This window comes from Nonomuraea montanisoli (assembly GCF_013363975.1).
Classification (GTDB): domain Bacteria; phylum Actinomycetota; class Actinomycetes; order Streptosporangiales; family Streptosporangiaceae; genus Nonomuraea; species Nonomuraea montanisoli.
The window spans coordinates 72,969-95,438 of record NZ_JABWGN010000007.1 but is presented as its reverse complement, the minus strand read 5'-3'; the positions used below and the strand labels follow the sequence as shown (position 1 = coordinate 95,438).

Annotated in this window: 20 protein-coding genes, 1 tRNA gene and 1 pseudogene; 16 read left to right on the top strand and 6 right to left on the bottom strand. The window is 70.2% G+C overall.

Annotation, left to right across the window (positions count from 1 at the left end; translation table 11 throughout):
- Positions 1-157 precede the first annotated feature (157 nt).
- Both HTZ77_RS18755 and HTZ77_RS46310 read left to right on the top strand, forming a co-directional pair.
- The gene (locus tag HTZ77_RS18755; protein WP_175590916.1) at positions 158-1,189 is read left to right on the top strand and encodes an ATP-binding cassette domain-containing protein; all 1,032 of its coding nucleotides are present in this window, start codon (positions 158-160) and stop codon (positions 1,187-1,189) included.
- Positions 1,186-2,022 carry an ABC transporter permease gene (locus HTZ77_RS46310; RefSeq protein ID WP_175590915.1) on the top strand — a complete coding sequence of 279 codons (837 nt, stop codon included), beginning with the start codon at positions 1,186-1,188 and terminating at the stop codon, positions 2,020-2,022. The genes HTZ77_RS18755 and HTZ77_RS46310 overlap by 4 nt, the downstream gene beginning before the upstream one ends.
- Positions 2,023-3,711: 1,689 nt before the next feature.
- Here HTZ77_RS46310 and HTZ77_RS46305 read toward each other — a convergent pair.
- A pseudogene (locus HTZ77_RS46305) lies at positions 3,712-5,130 on the bottom strand (ATP-binding protein); the annotation flags it as partial.
- A gap of 363 nt (positions 5,131-5,493) precedes the next feature.
- Between HTZ77_RS46305 and HTZ77_RS18740 the strand changes: the two are divergent.
- From HTZ77_RS18740 to HTZ77_RS18720, 5 genes are all read left to right on the top strand, one after another.
- Positions 5,494-6,105, top strand: coding sequence for an RNA polymerase sigma factor (locus tag HTZ77_RS18740; protein ID WP_235994866.1), 612 nt, complete (start codon positions 5,494-5,496; stop codon positions 6,103-6,105).
- Positions 6,105-7,070 (top strand): CU044_5270 family protein, encoded by a 966-nt coding sequence (locus tag HTZ77_RS18735; protein ID WP_175590913.1) that lies wholly within the window; start codon positions 6,105-6,107, stop codon positions 7,068-7,070. Before HTZ77_RS18740 ends, HTZ77_RS18735 begins: the two co-directional genes overlap by 1 nt.
- A 318-nt stretch (positions 7,071-7,388) precedes the next feature.
- On the top strand, positions 7,389-7,907 hold the full coding sequence (locus HTZ77_RS18730; RefSeq protein ID WP_175590912.1) for an RICIN domain-containing protein: 519 nt from the start codon (positions 7,389-7,391) through the stop codon (positions 7,905-7,907).
- A gap of 149 nt (positions 7,908-8,056) precedes the next feature.
- Positions 8,057-9,115: a hypothetical protein gene (locus HTZ77_RS18725; RefSeq protein WP_175590911.1), complete on the top strand. Its 1,059-nt coding sequence runs from the start codon at positions 8,057-8,059 to the stop codon at positions 9,113-9,115.
- A gap of 168 nt (positions 9,116-9,283) precedes the next feature.
- On the top strand, positions 9,284-10,693 hold the full coding sequence (locus tag HTZ77_RS18720; RefSeq protein ID WP_235994865.1) for an LCP family protein: 1,410 nt from the start codon (positions 9,284-9,286) through the stop codon (positions 10,691-10,693).
- Positions 10,694-11,015: 322 nt separating this feature from the next.
- Here the strand turns inward: HTZ77_RS18720 and HTZ77_RS18715 are convergent, their stop codons facing one another.
- Positions 11,016-11,519 (bottom strand): DUF4265 domain-containing protein, encoded by a 504-nt coding sequence (locus HTZ77_RS18715; protein ID WP_175590909.1) that lies wholly within the window; start codon positions 11,517-11,519, stop codon positions 11,016-11,018.
- Positions 11,520-11,774: 255 nt separating this feature from the next.
- Between HTZ77_RS18715 and HTZ77_RS18710 the strand changes: the two genes are divergently transcribed.
- Together HTZ77_RS18710 and HTZ77_RS18705 are read left to right on the top strand one after the other, a co-directional pair.
- Entirely contained in the window at positions 11,775-12,986 is a 1,212-nt protein-coding gene (locus HTZ77_RS18710) for a hypothetical protein (RefSeq protein ID WP_175590908.1), read from the top strand.
- Positions 12,987-13,187: 201 nt separating this feature from the next.
- Positions 13,188-14,495, top strand: a complete 1,308-nt coding sequence (locus HTZ77_RS18705) for an MFS transporter (RefSeq protein ID WP_175590907.1) — start codon at positions 13,188-13,190, stop codon at positions 14,493-14,495.
- A 487-nt stretch (positions 14,496-14,982) separates the two neighbouring features.
- Here HTZ77_RS18705 and HTZ77_RS18700 read toward each other — a convergent pair.
- Both HTZ77_RS18700 and HTZ77_RS18695 read right to left on the bottom strand, forming a co-directional pair.
- A tRNA-Arg gene (locus HTZ77_RS18700) sits at positions 14,983-15,055 on the bottom strand.
- 56 nt (positions 15,056-15,111) lie between these two features.
- Positions 15,112-15,657, bottom strand: a complete 546-nt coding sequence (locus HTZ77_RS18695) for a hypothetical protein (RefSeq protein ID WP_175590906.1) — start codon at positions 15,655-15,657, stop codon at positions 15,112-15,114.
- A 158-nt stretch (positions 15,658-15,815) separates the two neighbouring features.
- On the opposite strand from HTZ77_RS18695, the gene HTZ77_RS18690 reads away from it, so the two are divergent.
- Positions 15,816-17,153, top strand: a complete 1,338-nt coding sequence (locus tag HTZ77_RS18690; RefSeq protein ID WP_328808649.1) for a sensor histidine kinase — start codon at positions 15,816-15,818, stop codon at positions 17,151-17,153.
- A 103-nt stretch (positions 17,154-17,256) separates the two neighbouring features.
- A complete protein-coding gene (locus HTZ77_RS18685; RefSeq protein ID WP_175591301.1) occupies positions 17,257-17,886 on the top strand; it encodes a response regulator in 630 nt (209 codons plus the stop codon).
- A gap of 13 nt (positions 17,887-17,899) precedes the next feature.
- Here the strand turns inward: HTZ77_RS18685 and HTZ77_RS18680 are convergent, their stop codons facing one another.
- On the bottom strand, positions 17,900-18,337 hold the full coding sequence (locus HTZ77_RS18680) for a hypothetical protein (RefSeq protein ID WP_175590904.1): 438 nt from the start codon (positions 18,335-18,337) through the stop codon (positions 17,900-17,902).
- A gap of 186 nt (positions 18,338-18,523) precedes the next feature.
- Between HTZ77_RS18680 and HTZ77_RS18675 the strand changes: the two genes are divergently transcribed.
- From HTZ77_RS18675 to HTZ77_RS18655, 5 genes are all read left to right on the top strand, one after another.
- Positions 18,524-18,793: a hypothetical protein gene (locus HTZ77_RS18675; protein WP_205302846.1), complete on the top strand. Its 270-nt coding sequence runs from the start codon at positions 18,524-18,526 to the stop codon at positions 18,791-18,793.
- Positions 18,794-18,959: 166 nt separating this feature from the next.
- Entirely contained in the window at positions 18,960-19,235 is a 276-nt protein-coding gene (locus tag HTZ77_RS18670; RefSeq protein ID WP_175590838.1) for a hypothetical protein, read from the top strand.
- Position 19,236: 1 nt separating this feature from the next.
- Positions 19,237-19,980: a prolipoprotein diacylglyceryl transferase gene (locus HTZ77_RS18665; RefSeq protein WP_175590902.1), complete on the top strand. Its 744-nt coding sequence runs from the start codon at positions 19,237-19,239 to the stop codon at positions 19,978-19,980.
- A complete protein-coding gene (locus HTZ77_RS18660) occupies positions 19,977-21,530 on the top strand; it encodes a radical SAM protein (RefSeq protein WP_175590901.1) in 1,554 nt (517 codons plus the stop codon). Before HTZ77_RS18665 ends, HTZ77_RS18660 begins: the two co-directional genes overlap by 4 nt.
- The gene (locus tag HTZ77_RS18655; RefSeq protein ID WP_175590900.1) at positions 21,527-21,796 is read left to right on the top strand and encodes a hypothetical protein; all 270 of its coding nucleotides are present in this window, start codon (positions 21,527-21,529) and stop codon (positions 21,794-21,796) included. The genes HTZ77_RS18660 and HTZ77_RS18655 overlap by 4 nt, the downstream gene beginning before the upstream one ends.
- Before the next feature lie 18 nt (positions 21,797-21,814).
- Here the strand turns inward: HTZ77_RS18655 and HTZ77_RS18650 are convergent, their stop codons facing one another.
- The gene (locus tag HTZ77_RS18650) at positions 21,815-22,273 is read right to left on the bottom strand and encodes a MaoC family dehydratase (RefSeq protein ID WP_175590899.1); all 459 of its coding nucleotides are present in this window, start codon (positions 22,271-22,273) and stop codon (positions 21,815-21,817) included.
- Between the last annotated feature and the right edge of the window lie 197 nt (positions 22,274-22,470).

The window sequence follows — 22,470 nt, the reverse complement described above, 5'->3', positions numbered from 1 at the left end:
CGCCCCTTGCCCAGCATTCCGGGAAGTGATGCGAAATGTCACCCGGTTTTCCCCCGGCGGACAGCGGCCCCAAGATCACCACCCTCCGCGCGGCGCCCCGCAACCGGTGAAACCCGGTCGAGGGCGCCGTGAAACCGGCGCCGCCGAGAGTGGGGCCATGAGCATCACAGAACTCGGACGCACCGGGGGCGGCCCCGCCCCCTACGCGGGCGCCGATCTGGCCGTACGTACGGAAGGGCTGGTGAAGACGTTCGGCGAGCACCGCGCCGTCGACGGGATCGACCTGGACGTACACCCCGGCGAGATCTTCGGCGTCCTCGGCCCGAACGGCGCCGGCAAGACCACCACGCTGCGGATGCTGGCCACCCTGTTGACGATCGACGCCGGCCGCGCCGAGATCTTCGGGGTCGACGTGGCCGCCAACCCGCACGTGATCCGCCAGCTTGTCGGCGTCACCGGACAGTACGCGTCCGTCGACGAGAACCTGACGGCCCGCGAGAACCTCTGGCTCTTCAGCCGCCTGCAGGGCATAGCCGCGCCGCGCGCCCGGCGCATCGCCGGCGAGCTGCTGGGCCAGTTCGGCCTGGAGAAGGCCGCCGACAAGCCGATCGCGCAGTTCTCCGGCGGCATGCGCCGGCGCCTCGACCTGGCGGCCAGCCTGATCACCAGGCCGCCGCTGATCTTCCTCGACGAGCCGACCACCGGCCTCGACCCGCGCACCCGCGGCCAGATGTGGGACACCATCCGCGGCCTGGTCGCCGACGGCTGCACGGTGCTGCTGACCACGCAGTACCTGGACGAGGCCGACCAGCTCGCCGACCGCGTCGCCGTCATCGACCACGGCCGCAAGGTCGCCGAGGGCACCCCCGACGAGCTGAAGACCGCGGTCGGCAACTCCACCCTCCAGTTGCTGCTCGCCGAGCCGGGCGAGGTGCCCGCCGCCGTGGAGGTCGTGCGGCGCGTCCTCGGCTCCGACCCGGTCCTCAGCCCGGAGCAGGGGCGCCTCAACGTCGCCCTCGACCAGGCCGACCTGGCCGCGGACGTACTGATCGCGCTGCGCACCGCCGGGGTGTCGATCTCCTCGGTGAGCGTGGCCAAGCCCAGCCTGGACGAGGTGTTCCTCGCCCTGACCGGCCACGGGACGGGCGAGGACGAGACCGGCGAGACCGGTCGGGAGGAGAACCGATGAGCACCGTGGTCGCACCCGCCCGCGAGGCGGTCCGGACCGCCGAACGCGTGGCGGCCGCCCGGCGGCGCGTCTCCATGGGGGAGACGCTCGGCCAGACCCTGACGATGGCGTGGCGGGCGCTGAAGAAGATGCGCCGCAACCCGGAGCAGTTCTTCGACGTGGCGCTGCAACCCATCCTGTTCACCGCGATGTTCGCCTTCGTCTTCGGCGGCGCGATCGCGGGCGACGTGGAGAGCTACCTTCCCCTGATGATCCCCGGCATCCTCGCCCAGACCGTGCTGACGACGTGCATGGCCACGGGCACGCAGTTGCGCGAGGACATGGAGAAGGGCGTCTTCGACCGGTTCAAGTCGCTGCCGATCGCCCGGATCGCGCCGCTCGCCGGGCCCATGGTGGCCGACCTGCTGCGTTACGCGATCGCGGCCACGCTGACCTTCGGCATGGGCCTGGTGATGGGCTACCGCCCGGGCGGCGGGGTGGGCGGCGTGCTCGGCGCGATCCTGCTGGCGATCTTCACGGGTTGGTCGCTGGCCTGGGCCTTCACCTGGGTCGGCACGATCGCCCGCAGCGCCCAGGCGGTGCAGGGCATCTCCATGATGATCTTGTTCCCGCTGACGTTCCTGTCGAACGCGTTCGTCCGGGTCGAGACCATGCCCGGCTGGCTGGCCGCGTTCGTCCGGATCAACCCGGTCTCACACCTGGTCACGGCCGCCCGCGACCTCGCCAACAGCGCCCTGGTCAGCGGAGAGGTGGCCTGGACGCTCCTGGCGTGCCTGATCGTCATCGCGATCTTCGCGCCGCTGTCGGTGCGCAGCTACAAGCGGCACATGTGACCTCCGCCCGTCGTGGCCCGAGACCTGCTTGAGGAAGCTCCGCGCCTCGGCGAGCAGGTCGGGGCCGCGTCGATCGCCGTACTCCGCCCGCACCGCGCCGATCACCCCGGGCGCGGCGCGCTCCGCGTGCGGTTCGATCCGCTCGAAGGTCATGCCGGGCATGTTGGCGTTGTACGCGAACCGCTCGGCCAGCACCAGCAGCCTGATCGCGTCGTGGGGGGCCATGGCCCCCCGCAGCAACCCCCAGGCGCCGAGCCCGAAGAGCAGCGACCCGCACACCGGGTAGTCGAGAACGGGGTTCTCCACGGACAGCACGTCGTGGCCCCGGACGGTGAGGAACAGCTCCTCGCCGTACCGGAGGTCCTCCGGCGAGGCGTGGTACGCGTACGCCGTCAGGGCGACCGACTCCGCGGTGATCGTCCACGGCGTGGACTCCGGGCGGGGCACCCCGGGCACGCGCAGGTCACGCGCCCGCTGGACGGCCAGGCGGCACTGCGCGAGCGCGGCGGCCTTCTCGCCGCGGGCCAGGGCGAGCTCGGCCGCGCACAGCGAGACGATCGCCACCCCGCCGAGCACCGCCTCGTTGTCGTTGACGCGGGAGATCTCGGCGAACTCCGCCTCCGCGGTGTCGAGGTCGCCGTCGGTGAGCGCGGAGATCAGCAGCAGGGAGCGGAGCTGCGTCTCGTCGTCGGTGGCGCCGAGCCGGCTCAGCACCGGGATGGCCGCCCGCGCGTGTCCGACCGCCCGCCGGCGGTCGCCGAGCTGCATGACCAGGTGGGCGAGCACGGCGTGATTGATCGCGGCGTACCACGGCCCCTCGTCGTCGCGGATCAGCGTCAGGGCCCGCTCGGCGGCCGCGATCGCCCCGGTCACGTCTCCCGCGTTCTCCAGGACGTGGACGTTCATCTGCGTCGCCGCCAGGGCCACCGCGGGGTCGTCGCTCCGGCTCAACGTCGCCAGCCGGCGGCGCACCTCGGCGCCGTCGGCCACGTCGCAGGCGAGCACCACCTCGGCCATGGCCGCCACCCGGGGGTCCGTCGCGTCGCTGACCGGCAGCGCGCGGAGGAGTTCGCGCAGCGGATCGTGGTGGCGGTCGGTGATGACCACCATGTTCATGAGCGTGACCAGCATGGCGCCCCTGGTCACCTCGACCAGGGCCGGCGGCGGCGTCCAGCCGGCGATCACCTGGATGACCGCGTCCCGGAGGACGAGGATCCGGGAGTGGTCGCCGCGGATCGACCAGTGCATGCCGACCCCGGCCAGCAACTGGATCGCCGTGACGGGGTCGGACTCGCCGAGGGCCTGCCGGAGCAGGTCGGCGAGATTGCTCTCCTCGGCCCGCAACGCGTCGGCCGCCGCGAGCTGCGCCGGGCTGAACAGCTCGGTGGCGCGGTCGAGGGCGTACGCCGTGGCCCAGGCCCGCTGAGCCGCCCGGGCGGGCGCCTCCTCACCGGCCTCCCGCAGCCGCATCCGCCCGAACTCCCTGACGGTCTCCAGCATCCGGTAGCGCAGGCCGTACGTCGTCTCGCGGACGCTCAGCATCGACTGCTCGGCCAGTGCGTCCACGACATGCAGGGCGTCCGGGCCGAGGACCTGTTCGGCCGCGGCCAGCGTGAAACCGTCGCCGAACAGCGACAACCAGCGCAACGCCCGCCGTTCCGGCTCGTTCAGCAGGTTCCACGACCAGGCGATGACCGCGAGCAGCGTCTGGTGCCGGTCGGGGGCCGTGCGATTGCCGCCGCGCAGCAGAGCGAACCGGTCGGCCAGGCGCCGCGCGATCTCCTCCACCGACATCACCCGCACCTTGGCCGCGGCCAGCTCGATCGCGAGCGGCAGCCCGTCGAGGCGGGCGACGACGTCCTCCACCACGGCCTCGTCGATCCGGACATCCGGCCGGGCGGCCGTGGCGCGCTGCCGGAACAGCTCCACCGCGTCGCCCGTGGGCAGCGCGCCGAGCAGGTAGACGCGTTCGGCGGGGATCGACAAGGGGGCGCGCGAGGTGAGGAGCACCCGCAGGTCGCGGGTCGTCACGGTCAGGAACGCCACCAGGTCGGCGACGGCCTCGATCACGTGCTCGCAGTTGTCCAGGATCAGCAGCGCCGGAGCCTGGTCGAGCCGCTCGGCGATCCGGGCGCGTACGTCGGAGCGCTGCTCGGCGGTCAGGGCGCGACGCCCGCTGACCGAGTCCCGCACCCCGAGCGCCGAGCCCACCTCCCCCACGACGCCCTCCGGCGAGGACACGCCGACGAGCTCGACGAAGTAGGCGACCGGCTGCGCGGCGTTCCTGCCGACGACATGGGCCAGCCGCGTCTTGCCCAGGCCGCCGGGACCGATGATCGAGACCACCCGGTTGGTCTGCACCAGGGCGTGCACCGCGCGGATGTCGGCGTCGCGGCCGAGCAGCGAGGAGCCGTCGTACAGGATGCCCTCGCGCACCGGCCGGTCCGCGACGAGGAGCGCGGCGTACACGCGGGCCAGCTCGGGTCCCGGGTCCGTGCCGAGCCGCGTGGCCAGGCCCGCGCGATAGCGCTCGTAGCGCTCCAGAGCGGCGGCGGCGCCCCGTACGGCGGCCTCGCTGCGCAGCAGGCAGGCCAGCAGCTCCTCGTCGTGCGGCCGCTCGGCCGCGGCCTCCTCCAGCAGCGGCAGGGCCTGCTCGTGGGCGCCGCTCCGGCCCCGCGCGATCGCCGCGACCCGTCGCGCCTCGGCCGCCCACCCCGCCGCGACGCTCCGCAACTCGGCGAGCGCGCCCGTGATGCCGTCCCCGCCGCCGCCCGCGCCGCCGCCCGCGCCGCCGCCCATGCCGCCGTCCATGCCGCCGGCCACGAGCCCCATGGCCTCTTCGGCGCGGCGACGGGCGAGCGCCGTGTCGTCCTCGGCCAGCGCGGCCCGCGCCTGTTCCACCAGCGCGCCGAGCAGCAACGCGTCCACCTGGTCGGCGGGCAGCCCCAGCCGGTAACCGCGCGGGATCCGCACCACGGCGTCGGCGCGGGTCGCCGCCCTGGTCCGCGAGACGACCACCTGCAGCGCCTTCGTCGGGTTGACCGGCGCCTCGTCCGGCCACAGCTCCTCGACCAGGCGCTCGTCGCTGACCCCCGCGCGCCCGCGCATGGCGAGCACGGCCAGCAGGGTCTGTGCGCGATCGCCGACCACGCGCACGCCCCGCCAGCGGACGCCGTCGAGCAGGACCAGTCCGGGGGACACACCCTCAGCTTACGGACGAGTCACAGACGGCGAGGCTGACGACGGCCGCGCCGCGGATCGGAACCTCTTTCTCGCGTCCGGATAAGTACGGCTGTGACATCCATTCCACACGAGGAGCCGCTCCTCGCGAGCCGGACGCTCCCTGGGGCGGCACCCGTGCAGCCATCACGATGCGACCATACGCGGGGGGCAGACCTGACGGAGGATCAAGCGGTAGCCGACATGCCGACACCAGCGGACGGGCGAGCGCCGTTACGGACAGGGGCACCGTTGCGGACGGGGGCACCGCCCCGGACAGAGACGTCAGGACCGGGTCAGGCGGAGGACTCCGCGATCATCCAGGCGTCCCTGCACGAGCCGGAGCGTTTCGCCGAGCTGTTCAACCGGCATGCCGCCGTACTGCACCGCTACGTCGTCCGGCGCCTCGGCCCGGACCAGGCGGAGGACGTGGTGGTCGAGACGTTCACCAGGGCGTTCGAGAAGCGGCACAAGTACGCCTTCGACCGTCCCGACGCCCTGCCGTGGCTGTACGGGATCACCACGAACGTCATCGGCTCCCACCGCAGGGCGGAGGTGCGCGGATACCGGGCGCTGGCGCGAACCGGCGAGGACCCCGTGGCGGTGGCCTTCGACGAACAGGTGGCCGCCCGCGTCTCCGCCGCGGCGATCCGGAAACCCCTCGCGGCCGCCCTGGCCAGGCTGGGCCGGGACCAGCGCGACGTCCTGCTGCTGATCGCCTGGGGCGACCTCAGCTACGAGGAGACGGCGCGGGCGCTGGGTGTTCCTGTCGGCACCGTACGGTCCCGGCTGTCCCGCGCCCGCCGCAAGATCGCCCATGCGCTGGGCGGCGAGAACCCGACCGACATGATCGAGGAGGTCTGATGAACGAGTTGGACATGGTCCGTGACCTGCGGTCGCAGGTTCGCCAGACCGAAGAGCGCGATCTTCATGCCGCCCGGCGGCGGGTGCTGGCCTCGATGGCTCCCCAGCCACGGGGCTCCCGGTTCCCCCGCCTGGCGCTGCGCGCGGCCGCCGTCGGCGCCCTCGGAGCCGCCCTCGTGGCGGGCGTCGTGGTGGTGCAGAACCACCGTACGGACGGCCCGGGGAAGGGCACGGCCGCCCCGGCGTGGATGCCCGTGGCGAACGTGGAGACCGTGGCCAAGCGGGCGACCGCGGCGGCGGCGCGCCAGCCGGACGTCTACCCGCGAGCGGATCAGTGGATCTACACCAAGAGGGAGTTCTACGGCAATCCAGCCGTTGTCCAGGCCGACGGAAGAAAGACCCGCTCGCGGTACACCGAGGAGGCGTGGTCCCGGGGTGACGGCAAGGAACGCGCCTTGCGGGACGAAGGCGACGACAGGATCACCAGACGCAAGGACGGGGTCAACCCCCGGCTGCGGTTCGACCCCGACTACCTGCGCTCGCTGCCCCTGGAGCCGTCCGCTCTGCTGGAACGCCTGAAGAAGGACGCGGTCGATGCGACTTCGCTCCCCGAGGCGCGGGCGGTGTCCCATCTGGCCCTGACGATCCTCCAGGAAGGCGCTCCGCCGGCTCGCCTGCGCGCCGCTCTCTACACCGTCATGTCGAAGCTGGACGACGTCGGTGTCGAGAGGGTTCGCGATCTGGTGGGCAGAGAAGGCTGGGCGATCTACACGGACGAAGGCGAGGGGATCCGCCGGGAGATCATCATCGACCCGGACACCTTCGCCCTGCTCGGGGGGCGCCGGATCTACCTCGGCACACCGAACCCGCCGTCCGCGTACAAGAACCTGTCCGCGGGCGACGTCGTCTTCTCCGTGGCGCAGGTGGCCGACGGCATCGTGGACCACCCGGGGGACGTCCCGTGACCGGCCGGCTCGGGTGACCGTCAGGTGGTCGTGGCGGGCAGGCGGCGTACGGGGGCCGTCCTTCTGTGGTTGCGCAACTCCACGAGAACGACCATGCCCGCCACGACCACCAGGACGGAGAGCACGTATAGCGCCGGCCGGTACCCGCCCGCCGGGGCGGACCCGTGCGCGAGACTCCCCCTTCGACCCCCGCACCAGGGCTGCCTGTGGCCGACATCACATGGAGGCGCGCCGACGATGGACACGGACAGTAATTGATCAACGACTGTCCGCTGTGACATGGTGCCAGAGTCTTGATCAACTCTCCTGGGAGGCACCATGCTCGCTCGCCATCTCCTGGCCGCCGCCGCCATCTCCGCCACCGTGGGCGCGGTCACCCCCCTGCCCGCGGTGGCCGCCGACGCCACCGCGCCGATCGGGACGGCGATGTGCGTCGACGTCAGCAACAACCGCGGCAACGGCGTCCTGATGTACCAGTGGGCGTGCGACACCTACAACAACAACCAGAAGTTCGTCTTCGAGGACGGCCTGATCAAGGTGGCGGACACCATCGGCAGGAACCCGGTGATGTGCGTGGACTCCTCCAACGGCCGCACCAACGGCACCCGGGTCTACCAGTGGCAGTGCCTGGGCAACGCCAACCAGCTCTGGTCCGTCCAGGGAGGCCAGATCATCCTCAAGTCCACCCTCAACTCCAGCAACCGCCTGTGCCTGGACGCCACCAACGGCCGCGGCAACGGCATCCAGGTGTACCTGTGGCAGTGCGACCCCAACAACAACAACCAGAAGTTCGTGATCGAGGACGGCCAGATCGCGATCAAGGACACCTTGTCCTGATCGCCGCTCTTCGGGGCGGGACTGGGCCCGGCGGGACGGGACTTGGCCCGGCGGCGGGACCTGGCCCGGCGGCGGGCCGCAGTCCCGCCGGCGGCCGTTCGCTACCCTGACTCCCGTTGATCGTTCCCGGGAGAGGGTGCCGTGACGCCGTGACGCAGGAACCCACCGCAGGAGCGCGATCCCCCGCCGGAGCGGCGCTGCGCTTCGGCGCGGTCCTGGCCGCCTCCGGACCGGTGATCCTGACGGCCTCCGGGGCCGCCAGACAAAGCGTCGGCTGGTTCTGCTCCGCGACGGCCCCGACCTCCTACGACCCGGGCGAGTTGTCCGCCCTCCCTCTGGCCGAGGGCCCGTACGCGTTGGAGTACACCCCGGGAGAGCTGCTGTTCTGGGGCGTTCTCCTGCTCCCGGCCCTCCTGGCCGGCCTTCTCCTGCGTGGGTCGCGCCGGGCCGTGCTCACCGCTGTCGCGGCGGTCGGGACCGTACTGGCGTTCGGGCTCTTCACCGCGTTCTTCCTGCCGGGTCTCGACCCGTGTACCGGGCAGGCGCGTGCGATCGCGCTCCCCTGGCCCCTGATCGTCTGTTACCCGGTGGCCGCCGGAACGCTGCTCCTGGCGGCCCGCTCGCCCTTGCCGCGGAGGCGGCACGGGTCAGCCCTCTGGGTGGGCGCCGTCGGAGCGGCGGCGTGGGCGGCGATGTTCCACCGCCTCCCGGTCACGTTCGACAGGTTCTTCGCCGCCGTCTACATCGACGAGGCCCCGGAGTCGCCCTGGGACGGCCTCACTTGGTGGTCCTGTGACGTCGACAGGATCGGCCTGCCGGTCGTTCTCGTCGCGCTGGCGGCGACGGCGAGAGCCGCCGCGCCCACCCGGTGGGGACGGGCGTTCGGCTCCGCGGCCGCGGCGGTTCTCCTCCTCTCGCCGCTGCTCGACATCGCGACGTACATCAGTCAGTACGGCGACGAGTACCCGTCGTCCCTCGCCGATTCGGTGCGGTGGAACCTGCTTCTCGCAGCCGGCCTCGTCACAGCGGCCGTCTGGAGCCCCGGGACATCGGTCTCCTGGGCCGGGACCGTCCGGCTCGTACGACGCCTGATCCGCGGACGACTGAGCGGGACGCCCCCTGGACGGGCGAAGAATTTCGCCGTCGCAGCCGTCATCGCAGCCGCCGCCGTCTGGCTGGTCGTCTCGTCCTTCACGCCGACACGGTAGGAGCGGTGACGACGGAACACGCACACGAAGAGGGGACGATCGCCCGTCATCTTGCTACCGTGTTCGCGATCTCCACAGGGGCGAACGAACGGGGCATCTATGGGCAGACGCGGCACGCCACAACGACGGGGATCACGTCCGCACTGGGGGTACTGGGCAAGCAGCGGCTTGGCCGGCCTCCTGGTCGTGGCACTTCTTGCCGCCTACGCCTACTACCGAAGCCTGGAAAGCGGACTGAAGCGCGAAAGCGTCTCGAACGAGCTCGGCGATCAGCGTCCCCCTGAGACCGGAGCCTTGAACGTGTTGCTGGTCGGGTCGGATTCCCGGGAAGGCGACAACAAGAAGTACGGGGCGAAATCGCAAGGCCTGGGCGAACGCAGCGACACGATCATGTTGCTGCACATGTCCCCGGACCGGGACAAGGTGACGCTGGTCAGCTTCCCTCGCGATCTCATGGTGGCCATCCCCCCGTGCAAGAGCACGAGCGGCGTCCCTCTCGCGCCGGGCGTGCGACAGATCAACTCCGCCTTCAACGACGGCGGCATCGTCTGCGCGATGCGGACCGTCGAATCGCTGACCAAGCTGAGGTTGGACCACTTCGTCAAGGTGGATTTCACCGGCTTCAAAGGCATCATCGACGCGCTCGACGGCATCTCGATCTGCCTGCCCAAGGCCGTGAACGATCCCAAGGCCAAGCTCGTGCTGGCCGCGGGAAAGCATGTGGTGAGCGGCGAGCAGGCACTCGGCTATGTGCGGGCTCGCTACTCGATGGGCGACGGCAGCGACCTGTCCCGCATCAAACGGCAGCAGATCTTCCTCACCCAGGTGATGAAGAAGGTCACCGACGGCGGCATGCTCACCGACCCCGGGAAACTGAACAAGTTCCTCAAAGCCGCTGTTGCCGCTGTCACGGTGGACGACCAGCTTTCGCTGAACCGCATCCTGGAGATCGCGCGGAGCGTGCAGGGCATGACGGCCGCCCAGCTGAAAGGCATCACGGTTCCGGTGGAGGCGTATCCCGCGGACCACAACCGGGTTCAGCTGACCCAACCGGCGGCAGACGACTTCTTCACGAGGTTGCGCAGCGATGTCGAGGTCACCCGGATCGCCGCGCCCGGCCCCTCGGCCTCGGCCTCGGCAACGCCGCAGGCGCAGATCCCCAACGGCAAGGTCCGCATCCAGGTGCTCAACGGCTCCGGCAAGCCGAGGTTGGCCAAGCAGGCCGCCGACGAACTGGCCGCTCAGGGGTTCGTGGTCGACGAGACCGGCAACGCCCCCACGACGGCGGTCACAGAGGTCCGCTACGCGAAGCGCCTGCAGGAGGGGGCGGCATACGCTGATGCGGTCGCTGCCCGGCTGAGCAAGGACAAGCGCACCCCCATCGCCGGAAAGGTCAAGCCCACCAGCACGGAGCCCTTCAAGGTCGCGACGCCGAGTGCCTCTCCCACCGCGAAGGCGTCCGGGCCGATCGTGCAGTTGGTGATCGGCGCCGACTGGCCCGGGGTGCGGGTGGCGTCGGTGATCCCTGATTCGCTGAAGGACAAGACCGTGGATGCGTCCACCGACCCCTGCCAGTAGACCTTGAGATGTACCGGCTCCTGAAGCCGGCCGATGCTGACCATGAAGCAGATTGAGACGCAACAGTCTCAGCAGCGTCCGTGATCGCTATGTACTCGTGAGATCTCCTCTGACCGGTGGGCAGGGAGCCACCACGTCCTACGCTTGTGGCCTCTGGGTGCGCCTCCCACCGCTGAAGCCCGGTCGTCACGAACCGACCATTCGCGGGTCCTCCGACGACTTCCGTACAGGCGTTGACTACACGCTCATCGTCCAGCCCGATCAGCAAGCATGAGCACACATCTGCTCACAGCAGGGAGGACTGTCTGCCCGCGCGATCCGGCTAGGCTCGTCGCCAGGCATCGGTGATGCAGGACTCCTGGAAGTGCCACCAGCCGTCCGTTCGGCCTCGCGTCAGCAGCGCCTTGATCTGTCCGAGGTCCGCGTCAGCAGGCACGGTGAAGGCGACCAAGGGAAGCTCCGAGCTGAAGGATTCCCCGCTCAGCCCGAACGGAGCCAGCTGCTCGTTCACGGCCTGCGCGCTTCGTCCCAGGGGCCCGTCCGGCACAGGCAGGACCCTGATCGTGCAATTGCCCGACGCTTCCACCCGCTCACAGGCCCAGTGGAGACCTTCGTCATCGGTGCTGAAACGCACCACGTCGCCCTCGGCGACCCCGTCCTGCAGGATCGGCACGTTCGCCACGCAGGCGGTGTCTCGGCTCAAGCGCGTGGCCCAGAGCCCTTCGGTGTCGTAAGGAAGCCAGCCTTCCCGAGGCACGAACCGGAACCACACCTTGATCAGGCCCGGCTCTGCGGGACGGCGTTCCGAGGGGGCAAGAGAGACCATGCCCGCATGATCGCAGCCCCCTCCGCAGCCGAGACAGCGGGACGGGACGATTGGAAGGATTCTCCATCCTGAACCTGCCCACCGAGCGGCGAGCGCTCTGTTCCCGTAATTGAGGGGCTTCTGCGGCCCTGTTGATGTACCTCGCTGCTGTACACAGCACCCCGGCCGACGGCCGCACACCTGGTGCGTGCCGCTCTCCTTCGACATCGGGCAGAAGGTGATCTTCCTGTCCGATCGGGCCGTACGCTGAGCCGGGTGCGCCGCTCACTTCCGCTGCTCCTCGCCATGGTCGTCGTAGGTCTGACAGCCTGCGTCTCCGCCCGCGCGCCCGCTGTCCCGTCCCCGGCTCCCTCTCCCACCGCGAAGATCTTCACACCCGACCCGGCGATGGCCTGCGGCCGGAAAGACAGCCCGGCGGCCACACCCCCGCCCATGACGGAGGAGGAGGGGTGGCGCATGGCGGTGGCGTTCAACGACGGCGATCCCGCCGACGTGGCCGCGACGCGGGACGGACAGGTCTGGGTGGTCGGCGGCCGCCAGATGGACTGCCACCACACCTATCCCGACAGCTTCAGCGGTGCGATCTGGCGCTACGACGGCCAGGCATGGGGGTCGGTGCCCGGGCCCGCGTGCGCCGTAAATCTGGTGCGGGTTCTCGCTACGCGGGAGGGCGCCGTGTGGGTGTTGGGCGAAGGTCGAAAGTCGGAGTGCGTGGCCAGGTGGAACGGCACCGGATGGACGGAGGAGAGCCGTCCGAAGGACGTCATGGCAGCGGTCGGCACGGACGGGCTCTGGCTCAGGAAGGGATCCGGCCTGGTGCGCTGGTCGGATGGTTCTGCCCGCAGGTACGAGCTCGGAATGACACCGCAGCTGGTCAGCGTCCGGGGAGCGAACGAGGCTTGGGCGACCGGATTCCGGCGGAGCGAGGACAAGGAACCGGACGAGTACACCGCCGCGGAGAACGTGCCGCACTTCGCTCGCTGGGACGGACGAGCCTGGCACCCGATCCCCTCGCCCAAGCTGGACCTGCCCCAGGACGCACGGCGATCGTGGGTGGACCTCACCGACCAGTTCGCCGCCGGACCCGACGACGTCTGGGCCGTGGGCAGAGTCGGCTCCGACATCCCGGCTCCCGACTGCACGCCCGTGGAGGACGACACGTGCGACACGGCTCGGCTGCTGATTCTGCACTGGGACGGTGCCGCGTGGTCGCAGCGGCTCGGCAAGCCGGTGGAGCGGAACATCGGCGACCAGATGGCCCCTGACGGGAGCGGCGGATTCTGGCTCCCGGAGTCGGACGGCGACATGCTGACGCACCTGGCACAGGGACGCCTGGCGCCCGTACACCTGCCCGGCGACTTCGCCCAGCTCATAGCCATCACCGCGCAGCCCGACTCCACCCGGACCTGGTTACTGGGCTGGGCCGGCGAGAACCCGCCCGACTGGGTGCTCTGGTCCACCGGATGACGTAAGGCCGTCGCCGAAACCGCCCACACCGCTTCAGCTGACCGTGCGCATCCTCTGCACGAGTTCAGCTCCAGGTGCGGAAGAGCGCATGACCCGCCCGCGATATTCAGTGGACAGCGTCATACCTGATGAGTATTTTCCCCGGGTCCCGCCTCAGCACCACGGGCCGGGAGTAGCTCCCCAACCCAAGGAAGATGATCCGTGACCGACGTCGTCCCGCTGCGCAGGAACGTCCGTTTCCAATTGCTGTGGATCGGCAGCGCGGTGTCTGAATTGGGGTCGGAGCTCACCAGACTGGCCATGCCGCTGCTGGTGCTCGCGCTCACCGGCTCCCCAGGACTGGCGGGCGTCGTTGCCGGAGCCCGCACCGTCGCCTTCCTTCTGGTTCAGATGCCCGCCGGCGTCTGGGTGGATCAGTGGGACCGTCGCCGTACGCTGATATCCGCCCAGGGTCTCCAGGCGGTTGTCTCGGCGCTGCTGGCAGCACTGGTCCTCAGCGACCAGGTGCAGATATGGCATTTCGTCACGCTGGCGGTACTCGACGCGCTGTGCGCTGCGTTCATCGAGCCGGTCCTGGGCACGGCCATTCGCGGAATCGTCCCCACGAACCAACTTCACAGCGCCTACGCTCAAGAGGAGTCCCGCACCCATGCCGCCGGGCTGGTCGGCCCTCCGCTCGGCGGCCTGCTGTACAGCCTGGGGCGTGCGGTGCCCTTCGTCGTCGACACCATCACCTTCCTTGCCGCCACGATCTTCTACGCGCTGGCGAAGGTGCCGCGCCGCCCGGCGAACCAGTCGCAGACCTCCGCACGAGAGGACGGCGAGGAGCAGCACCCGATCCGGGGTGGCATGCGCCGGAAAGCAGTTGAGGCCGTCACTTGGCTGTGGCGCCAGCGGGGCCTGCGGGAGGTCACTGCGGCGGTGATGGTCCTCAACCTGCTGGGCGGGGCGTTCCTGATCCCTCTGATCGTGCTTGTCGGCGAACGCGGCGGTGGTGCGCTCACCACCGGCACGGTCCTGGCCGGCCTCGGCATCGGCGGGCTGGCCGGGGCGCTGCTGTCCGGACGCATCGGAAAGCTCCTCCCGCCCGGCAGACTGCTGTTGGTCGTCCTGACGGTCTTCGGCGCCGCGCTGGCGGCCACGGCGCTGCCCTGGGGAGCGTGGTGGCCCATGGTTCCCTTGGTGTTCATCACCCTGTCCACACCCTCGCTGAACGTGGTGTTGAACGTGGTGATCGCACGGATGGTGCCCGAAGAGATGCTCGGCCGGATGGGCGCGGTCCTGAGCATGTGCAGCATGGCACTCAAACCCTTCGGCCCGGTCCTCGGCGGAGCACTGGCCGCGGCGCTGGGCGGCGCGACGGCGCTCGTCATCCTGGGCGGTCTCATCGTCATGACCGCTGCTCTGGCCGCGCTCAGCCGAGAGTTGCGCAGTTTCACCGGGGAGATCGCCCCTGCCGGAGGCGACGCCGTACAGCCGGGGGCAAATCCTGGGCCGGCGCCTGAATAGCCGGGGAGCCACCTCCCGACCGGATCCCGATCACGCCGTACACTCTGTCTCTCTCCGGAGCTCGTCGAGGCGATCAGGCGGCACAAGGCGACGCACGATCGGGAACGGCTCCAGGCCGGTGAGTCGTGGGTGGAGCATGGATTGATGTTCCCGACGGCCTTCGGCAACCCGTCCGATCCCGATACCTTCTCGCACCTGTTCTCCAAGCCGGCCCGAAGCGCCGGGCTCGCTCAGGGCACGCCGCCCGCTTCACGTCGTGTCCGACGTGCTGGGTCACGCGAGCATCGCGATCACGTAGGACGTAGTACGGGCACCTCATGGAGGGCGACAAGCGGGCCGCTGCCGAAGCCATCTCAGGCGCTCTCCTGGGCCAGGTCGCCTCGGTAGCTCCCAGGGTGGCTCTGACAGAATCCGAAGAGAGCAGCCGAGTGACAGAACGAGAAAGGCCCGCTCCAGAATTTCCCTGGTGGCGGGCCTTTCGCATGTGTGCGGCCGGAGGTACTCGAAACCCCAACCTTCTGATCCGTAGTCAGATGCTCTATCCATTGAGCTACGGCCGCTCGCTGCGTAAGCAAGCATAGCGGACCTTCGGCAGTGTCTCGAACCAGATTGCGGGTCAGGATCTGGCGGACTCCGGTTTGCGGGGCCAGAGGGTGTGGCTGACCGGCCAGATCAGGGCGATCAGGGGGATCTTGAGGAGGCCGCCCACGAAGGCGAGGAGGTAGTCCGTGCGCGCCGGGTCGCTCACGAGCCAGATGAGGGCTTGGACGATGCCCCAGGTCAGCGCGTAGGCGAGGACGATGCGGAGCCACATCGCCCATTCGTAGCGGGCTCTGGGCATGCCGCCCGCCGGTGGCTGCGGGGGTGGGGGGCCGCCGGCGAAGCGGTGGTGGAACTTCGCGTCCGCCCAGCGGATCGTACGGTGGCCGAAGACGATCGAGTACGAGAGATAGGCGGCCGCCAGTCCGTGTCTGAGGTCTGCCGTGGCGCCTCCCCTCATGTCGATGACGGCCGCTGTGAGCAGGATCACGTCCAGGAGCGGTACGCAGAGGAGCAGGACGGTGCTCAGGGTGCGGCGCTTCCAGAGGTAGCGGGACGCGAGGCCCAGGGCGAGGAGGACCCAGAAGCCGATCTCGCAGCCGATGAGGATGGCGACAATCACGAATTCCATGGTCGCGGGGGCGGCGGCCTCGCGCATCGTCGGCGGATAGGAGCCTGTGGATACATCGAAGGGTGTATCCACAGGCGGTCTGGTGGAGGAGGGGTGCGGCGGCGCGAGGTGGTGTGATGGGGGGCATGCGGAGTGCGGGATTGTGGGCGGTGGCCGCTTTTCTGTGCGGGGCGCTGCTCATCGCGGGTGGCGCCGTCTTTCGCCATGGGGCGGACAAGTGGGCGCTTCTCGTTCCGCTGGCGTTGACCTGCGCCGGGATCGCCGTACGGTGGCGGAGCCCTCTGGGGTCGTTGGGGCTGGGGACGCTGGGCGTGGTGGTGGACCTGTTCGTGGGGCCTTCACTGCCCACTCTGCTGGTCTACACGGACAACATCTACACTGCGGCGCTCTATGGGCCCGCCAGGTTCGCGCGGTGGTTGCTGGGTGTTGCCTGCTGTCTGGCCGTGCTGGTGGGGGCCGTCGCCTGGTTCCTGACGGAGGACTGGCGGCCGTCGGCGGTATATGGGGTTCAGGTGGGTCTGATGCTCATCTCGCCGGTGACGACGGCGATGGTGTTGCGGCAACAGCGAGAGCAGGCGGCGGCCGAACGGGCTCGGGCGGAGCAGGTGGCACGGCTCGCGGAGCTCGATCGGCAGGCCGCCATCGCGGCCGAGCGGGCGGCCATGGCGCGCGAGCTTCATGACATGGTGGCCAACCACTTCAGCGCCATCGCGATTCAATCGACGGCTGTGCTCTCCCGGAAGGATCTTGATTCGCGTACGGTGCGGACGGTCATGGAGTCGGTACGGGAGAACAGCGTCAAGGGGATGGCCGAGATGCGGGCCATGATCGGGCTGTTGCGGCAGGACGACGGCTCCGGGAATGGCGGCGACGCCGTGCGGCCTCGGTTGGCTGACGCCGAGAGCCTGGTCGAGCGGGCTCGGCAGGCGGGGATGACCGTGGAGTTGCGGGTCGAGGGGGAGCCGCGGGAGTTGCCGGCCTCTGTCGATCTGGCGGGGTATCGGATCCTGCAGGAGGCGCTGACCAATGCGCTGAAGCATGGGGGGCGGTCGGCGGGCGTCGTGCTGGGTTACAGGGCTGAGAGCGTGAGGGTGGTCGTGGACAATCCGCTCGCTTCTGGCGCTTCCGGGGCTTCTGGCGCCGTGCCCGGTGTGGTCTCCGCCATGGTCTCTGCGGGTGCTGGGGCCCCTCTGGTCAGTGGGGGTGCCGGCGCCTCTCTGGGCGATGGGGCCGGCGCCCCGCTGGTCGGTGGAGGTGTCGCCGGTGGTAGCGGTGGCGGTGGTTCCGGGCGCTCGGGGGATCGAGATGATCGTGGTCGTCGGGGCGAGGTGTGGCTGTCGGGAGCCGGGGCCGGGTTGGTGGGGATGCGGGAGCGGGCATTGCTTGTCGGGGGATCTTGCGAGGCCGGGGTGGTCGACACGTTGTCATCGCAGGTGGCTGTCTGGCGGGTGGAAGCTGTTCTGCCCACGGGGGTGGTGGCTTCATGACCTGCGGGGCTGAGGAGCTGTCGGCCGCCTCGACGGTGGCTGCGTGGCCGGTGCTGGTCGGGCACCGGCGGCGTTCGGGGTCGTCGCGGTGGATGGTGCGGTGATGGCCATCCGGGTGGTGGTGGCTGATGACCATGCGGCGGTGCGGGCCGGGATCGTGCTGATCCTGGGTGGCGTCGACGACATCGAGGTCGTGGGCGAGGCCGCCGACGGGGAGGAGGCCGTGGCGCTTGCACGGGAGAAGCGGCCGGACGTCGTGTTGATGGACGTGCGCATGCCGCGGCTGGACGGGATCTCGGCCACCCGGGAGTTGGCCGGGGTGGCGGATGTGTTGATCTTGACGACGTTCGACGTGGACGAGTACGTGTTCGGGGCGCTTCGGGCTGGAGCGGCGGGGTTCTTGCTGAAGAACACCGACGCGGAGAGCCTGGTGGAGGCCGTTCGGGTGGTGGCTCGGGGGGACGGGCTCATCTCGCCGGCTGTCACGCGGCGGTTGATCTCGGCTTTCGCGGAGATGCCTCCGCCACGCGACCGGCAGGCCGTGTCCGGGCTGACGCCTCGGGAGCGGGAGGTGCTGGCCTGCGTGGCTCGGGGACTGTCCAACGCGGAGATCGCCAAGGAGCTCGACATGGCGGAGGCGACGACGAAGACGCACGTGAGCAGGGTGCTCGGCAAGCTGGGGTTGAAGAGCCGGGTGCAGGCGGCGATCTACTACTCGGCGTATGAGGAGTAGCGCGCCGGCGCCTTCATCGGTCGAGGGGACAACCCTCCTTGTTCCTTCCATTCATCGGACCTGACCGCCTGTTCAAGCCCGTCCCGCTTGGTCGTCTGGTCCAGGCGGTCACGCTTTGATCCGCTGGTCCAGGTGTGATTTCCGGGATTTCGCCTGTGTCGGAGTGCTGGCGCAGGAACAGGCCGTCCTCGGTCCGGGCGAACTCCGTCCAGGCGGGGTCAAGGCCGGGGAGGTGGATTTGGGCGGTCCAGCGGCCGAGGAGAGCGCTGAGCGGGGCGAGTAGGGGGTGGATGGTCGGCGCCTGCATCAGCGCCCGCTTCAGCGCCCGCTTCAGCACCCGCTTCAGCACCCGCTTCTGGTGCTTCTGCTGCTCGGCTGCATCGTGCTGCTTCGGGCTGCTTCGGGCTGCTTCGGGCTGCTGGTGAGGCTCTTGGGGCGGGGGCGAGTTCATGACGCCCTCTCCCTCCTGCCGTCCGCCGTGTATTGACCAGATCGCGCCGGAAAGAGCCTGCTGTCCGTCGCCTGCGGGGATCGGGCTTACTCAACTTCGGTGGTGGCCCGTAGGCTGGCCGTCGTGACTTCTCCGCCGCCGCCTCCCCCCGGGCCTTCCGGCCAGCCGCCCAGCCAGACCGGCCTCGTGGTGGGGCTGGCGTTCGCGGGAGCCTTCGCCTATTGGGTCGTCAACCTGTTCGCGGGCCTGCTCGTGGTCTCGTTCCAGTCTCGCGTCGCGTTCGGAGTGGGGGCGGTGGTGCTGGCCCTCGGGGCGTTGGGTGGCGGGGCCCTGCTGATCTCGCGGCGGAAGCCCTGGGCGCGCGGTCTGGGACTGGGGTTGATGATCGGGTGGGCGTTGGCCTCCATCGCGACCGCCGGGCTTTGCACCGGGATCAATCCGGAGCTCTATTCGTGATGCGCGGTCATGATGCAGGGATGCATGGTCACGGTGGGGCGCGTGGATGAGTGAATCGCCGCCCCCACCACCTCACGGGCAGCGGCCCTACCAGCCGCCACCCCCGCACCACTGGGCGCCGCCTCCCAGGCCGCCGCGTGACAGCTCCCCCGGCCTCCTCATCGGCATGACCTTCGCCGGCCTCGCCCTCTACAGCGCGGTCAACCTCCTGGTCGTCCTCGTCGTGCTCTTCGCCGCCATGGACGACGGCGGCAATCCGGCATGGACCGCCACCGGCGCCGTCATCCTCGTGCTCGTGGGCCTGGGCGCCGGCGCCGTGCTGCTGGTCCTGCGGCGGCCGTGGACGATCGGGCTGGGGCTCGGATTGATGATCGGGTGGGCGTTGTGGTCCATCATGTCCGCCGGGTTCTGCACGGGCATCAATCCGGGAATGTACGGCTGACATGGCCATACCGCTGCACGAGGTGTTCGTCGGGCTCGGCGTTCTCGTCGCCTCCGTCGTGTTCGTACGGGAGGCCCGCCGCCGTGGCGCGCTCAACGAGCAGTCGCTCGTGGCCGTCACCGGCGCGCTCGTCGGTGGCGCCATCGGCATGCGCCTGGCCGGCTGGATGGAGACGCTCAACCTGGAGAACCTCTGGCTGTACGGGTCGCGCAGCATCCTGGGCGGCCTGACCGGGGCGTACCTCGGCGTGCTGGCCGCCAAGCGGATCATCGGCCTCCGGGAGCGCACCGGCGACGTGTTCGCCCCGGCCGTGGCGCTGGGCATGGCCGTCGGGCGCATCGGCTGCCACCTGACCGAGGCCCCCGGGCGGCCCACCGACCTGCCGTGGGGCGTCCACGCGCCCCCGACCACGCCCGAGTGCCCCGGCTGCCTGACCGGCCAGGCCATGCACCCGTCGTTCGTCTACGAGATCATCTTCCATCTCGTCGCGTACGGGGCCCTGGTGTGGGCGCGGGGCAGGGTGACGCGGCCGGGTGAGCTGTTCACGCTCTACCTGGCCGGCTACGCGGCCTTCCGGTTCCTCGTGGAGTTCACACGGGCGAACGAGACCGTGTGGCTCGGGCTGACGCGCCCGCAGTGGTTCCTCGTCCCGGGGATGATCCTGCTGGCCGTACGCGTCGGATACGGCTGGCGGCGCGGCCACTACGATGCACTTCTCCGGCGGAAGGTGGGGATTCGGGCATGAGCCCAGGAATGGGACTGCGGGGCGACCGCATCCTCAGGTACGTCAACGCGTTCTGCCCGCACTGCCACGGCCGCGACCTGGAACGTGTCGAGCGGCTCAGCGGCTACCTGGCGGTGCGCGACGGCCGGGTCTGGCTGGAGCGCGGGTGCCGTGAGCACGGCCTGGTCCGGACGCTGTACGACGAGGACCCGGAGATCCTGGAGTACCTGGAGGAGTGGACCGCTCCCACCAAGCAGCACATCCCGGACGTGTCGGGCAACTTCGCGTCCGTCCCCGCCGCGTACCTCCAGGGGCTGCCGGAGATGCAGACGCAGCACACCTGCATCCTGCTGGAGGACATCGCCGAGGCGTGCAACCTGCGCTGCCCGACCTGCTTCGCCGACAGCTCGCCCGACCTGAGCGGGATCGTCCCGGTCGCCGACGTCCTCGCCAACGTCGACCAGCGGCTGGCCCGCGAGAACGGCCGGCTGGACGTGCTCATGCTGAGCGGCGGCGAGCCGACCCTGCACCCGGAGCTCCCGCTGCTGCTGCGCGAGCTCACGCAACGGCCGGTCACGCGCATCCTGATCAACACCAACGGCGTCCTCATCGCCCGCGACGACGACCTGCTCGACCTGCTCAGCGAGCACCGCGAGCGGGTGGAGGTCTACCTCCAGTACGACGGCAGCTCGGCCGAGGCGTCGCGGCACCACCGGGGCGGCGACCTGCGGCGGCTCAAGGAGCAGGCCGTACGACGGCTGTCGGAGCGGGAGATCTTCACCACGCTGGTGATGACGGCGGCGCTCGGCGTCAACGACGGCGAGATCGGCGACGTCGTACGGGTGGCGCTCGACACGCCGTTCGTGGGCGGCGTGTCGCTGCAGCCGCAGTTCGGCTCGGGCCGCTCGGCGCGGATCGACCCGATGGACCGGCTCACCCACACCGGCGTGCTCAGCCGGCTCGGACCGCAGACCGGCGGGCTGGTGACCTGGCGCGACCTGACCGCGCTGCCCTGCTCCCACCCCCACTGCTGCTCGGTCGGCTACCTGATCCGCGACGACTCGCGGCAGTGGCGGTCGCTGGTGGCGCTGATGGGCCACGACCGGCTGAAGGCCAACCTGGGCCTGGTCTCCAACCGGATCGCCGACAGCGACATCCCGCGCGAGCTGCGGATGGCCGTACAGGAGTCACTGCTGGGACTGCTGTCGGAGCAGTCCTCGCTGTCGCACCCGCAGATCGGCGACCTGTGGCGCGACATCTGCGAGAACTGCGACCTCGGCGTGTCCACGCTGCTCACGCTGGCCTCGTCGGCGCTGCCGGGGCGGCGCGCGAAGCTGCGCCGGATGCTGGGCGAGCGGGTGGTCCGGATCACGGTCAAGCCGTTCATGGACATCTCGACGATGATCGAGGAACGGCTCACGCAGTGCTGCGTCCACGTGGGCACGCGGGCCGAGCAGGACCAGTGCGCGCCGTTCTGCGCGGTGCAGGCGTGGCCGCAGCTCTCGGCGCAGCGGCTGTCGGCGGTGGCGTCGGAGCCCCGGACGCGGCTCCCGCTGGAGATCGTCACATGAAGGGCGACGCGAAGGGCGACGTGAAGGCCGGGCCGTACGATCCGCTGCGGCTGTGCGTGTACGCGACGATCGCGCTGCTGGCGTGGCTGCTCGGGCCGTGGGCGGTGCTGGGGTTCGCCGGGCTGGGATTCGCGGGGTACTGGAAGGCTCGGCGTGCCGGGCTGACCCGCAGCAAGTGCCTGCTGCGGGACACCCGGCTCGTGCTGGCCTACCTGGGACTGCTGGCGGTGGCGGCATCCGTCGCGATCGTGCTGTCCCTAAGATGATTCAGGTGACAGCGGGGGCTACTCGGCGGGGACGTACAGGCTGAGCGTCTCGGCGATGCAGGCGGGGCGCCTCTCGCCCTCGACCTCGATCGTCATCTTGAGGTTGGACAGGTAGCCGGCCGGCGTGCCCTTGACGTCGGTCAGCTCGCCCGCCGCCCTGACCCGCGCGCCCACCGGCACCGGCCGGGGGAAGCGGACCTTGTTCAGGCCGTAGTTGACGCCCATGGCGATGCCCTCGACCTTGACCAGCTCCATCATGAACGACGGCAGCAGCGACAGGCTGAGGTAGCCGTGGGCGATGGTGCCGCCGAACGGTCCCTCCTTCGCGCGCTCCACGTCGACGTGGATCCACTGGTGGTCGTCGGTGGCGTCGGCGAACAGGTTGACCTGCTCCTGGGTGATCGTGCGCCACTCGGTCGGGCCGAACGTCTCGCCGACGGCCGACTTGAGCTCCTGTACGTTCGCGAAGGTCCGCATGGGCCTGAACGCTATTGCGCTGGCGGGACGGCTGCCAAGTCGAGCCGCCGGTACGGGCCGAACGCCCGGCTCGCCCCCCGGGCGGCGGATCTGTTGCGAAGATCTTTACCCGAAATCGTCGCATGGGTGTTCGAGTCCGCGCTACAGTTCTGGGTGTCGAATCGAACATGGGTTCGGCCAGGTGAGAGGGGTGTGTC

Coding starts and splice junctions, on each gene's coding strand:
- HTZ77_RS18685 (WP_175591301.1), top strand. CDS start 17,257: ATGGCCATCCGGGTGGTGGTGGCTGATGACCATGCGGCGGTGCGGGCC.
- HTZ77_RS18715 (WP_175590909.1), bottom strand. CDS start 11,519: ATGGTCTCTCTTGCCCCCTCGGAACGCCGTCCCGCAGAGCCGGGCCTG.
- HTZ77_RS18670 (WP_175590838.1), top strand. CDS start 18,960: ATGACCTTCGCCGGCCTCGCCCTCTACAGCGCGGTCAACCTCCTGGTC.
- HTZ77_RS18655 (WP_175590900.1), top strand. CDS start 21,527: ATGAAGGGCGACGCGAAGGGCGACGTGAAGGCCGGGCCGTACGATCCG.
- HTZ77_RS18660 (WP_175590901.1), top strand. CDS start 19,977: ATGAGCCCAGGAATGGGACTGCGGGGCGACCGCATCCTCAGGTACGTC.
- HTZ77_RS18730 (WP_175590912.1), top strand. CDS start 7,389: ATGCTCGCTCGCCATCTCCTGGCCGCCGCCGCCATCTCCGCCACCGTG.
- HTZ77_RS18680 (WP_175590904.1), bottom strand. CDS start 18,337: ATGAACTCGCCCCCGCCCCAAGAGCCTCACCAGCAGCCCGAAGCAGCC.
- HTZ77_RS18665 (WP_175590902.1), top strand. CDS start 19,237: ATGGCCATACCGCTGCACGAGGTGTTCGTCGGGCTCGGCGTTCTCGTC.
- HTZ77_RS18735 (WP_175590913.1), top strand. CDS start 6,105: ATGAACGAGTTGGACATGGTCCGTGACCTGCGGTCGCAGGTTCGCCAG.
- HTZ77_RS18650 (WP_175590899.1), bottom strand. CDS start 22,273: ATGCGGACCTTCGCGAACGTACAGGAGCTCAAGTCGGCCGTCGGCGAG.
- HTZ77_RS18755 (WP_175590916.1), top strand. CDS start 158: ATGAGCATCACAGAACTCGGACGCACCGGGGGCGGCCCCGCCCCCTAC.
- HTZ77_RS46310 (WP_175590915.1), top strand. CDS start 1,186: ATGAGCACCGTGGTCGCACCCGCCCGCGAGGCGGTCCGGACCGCCGAA.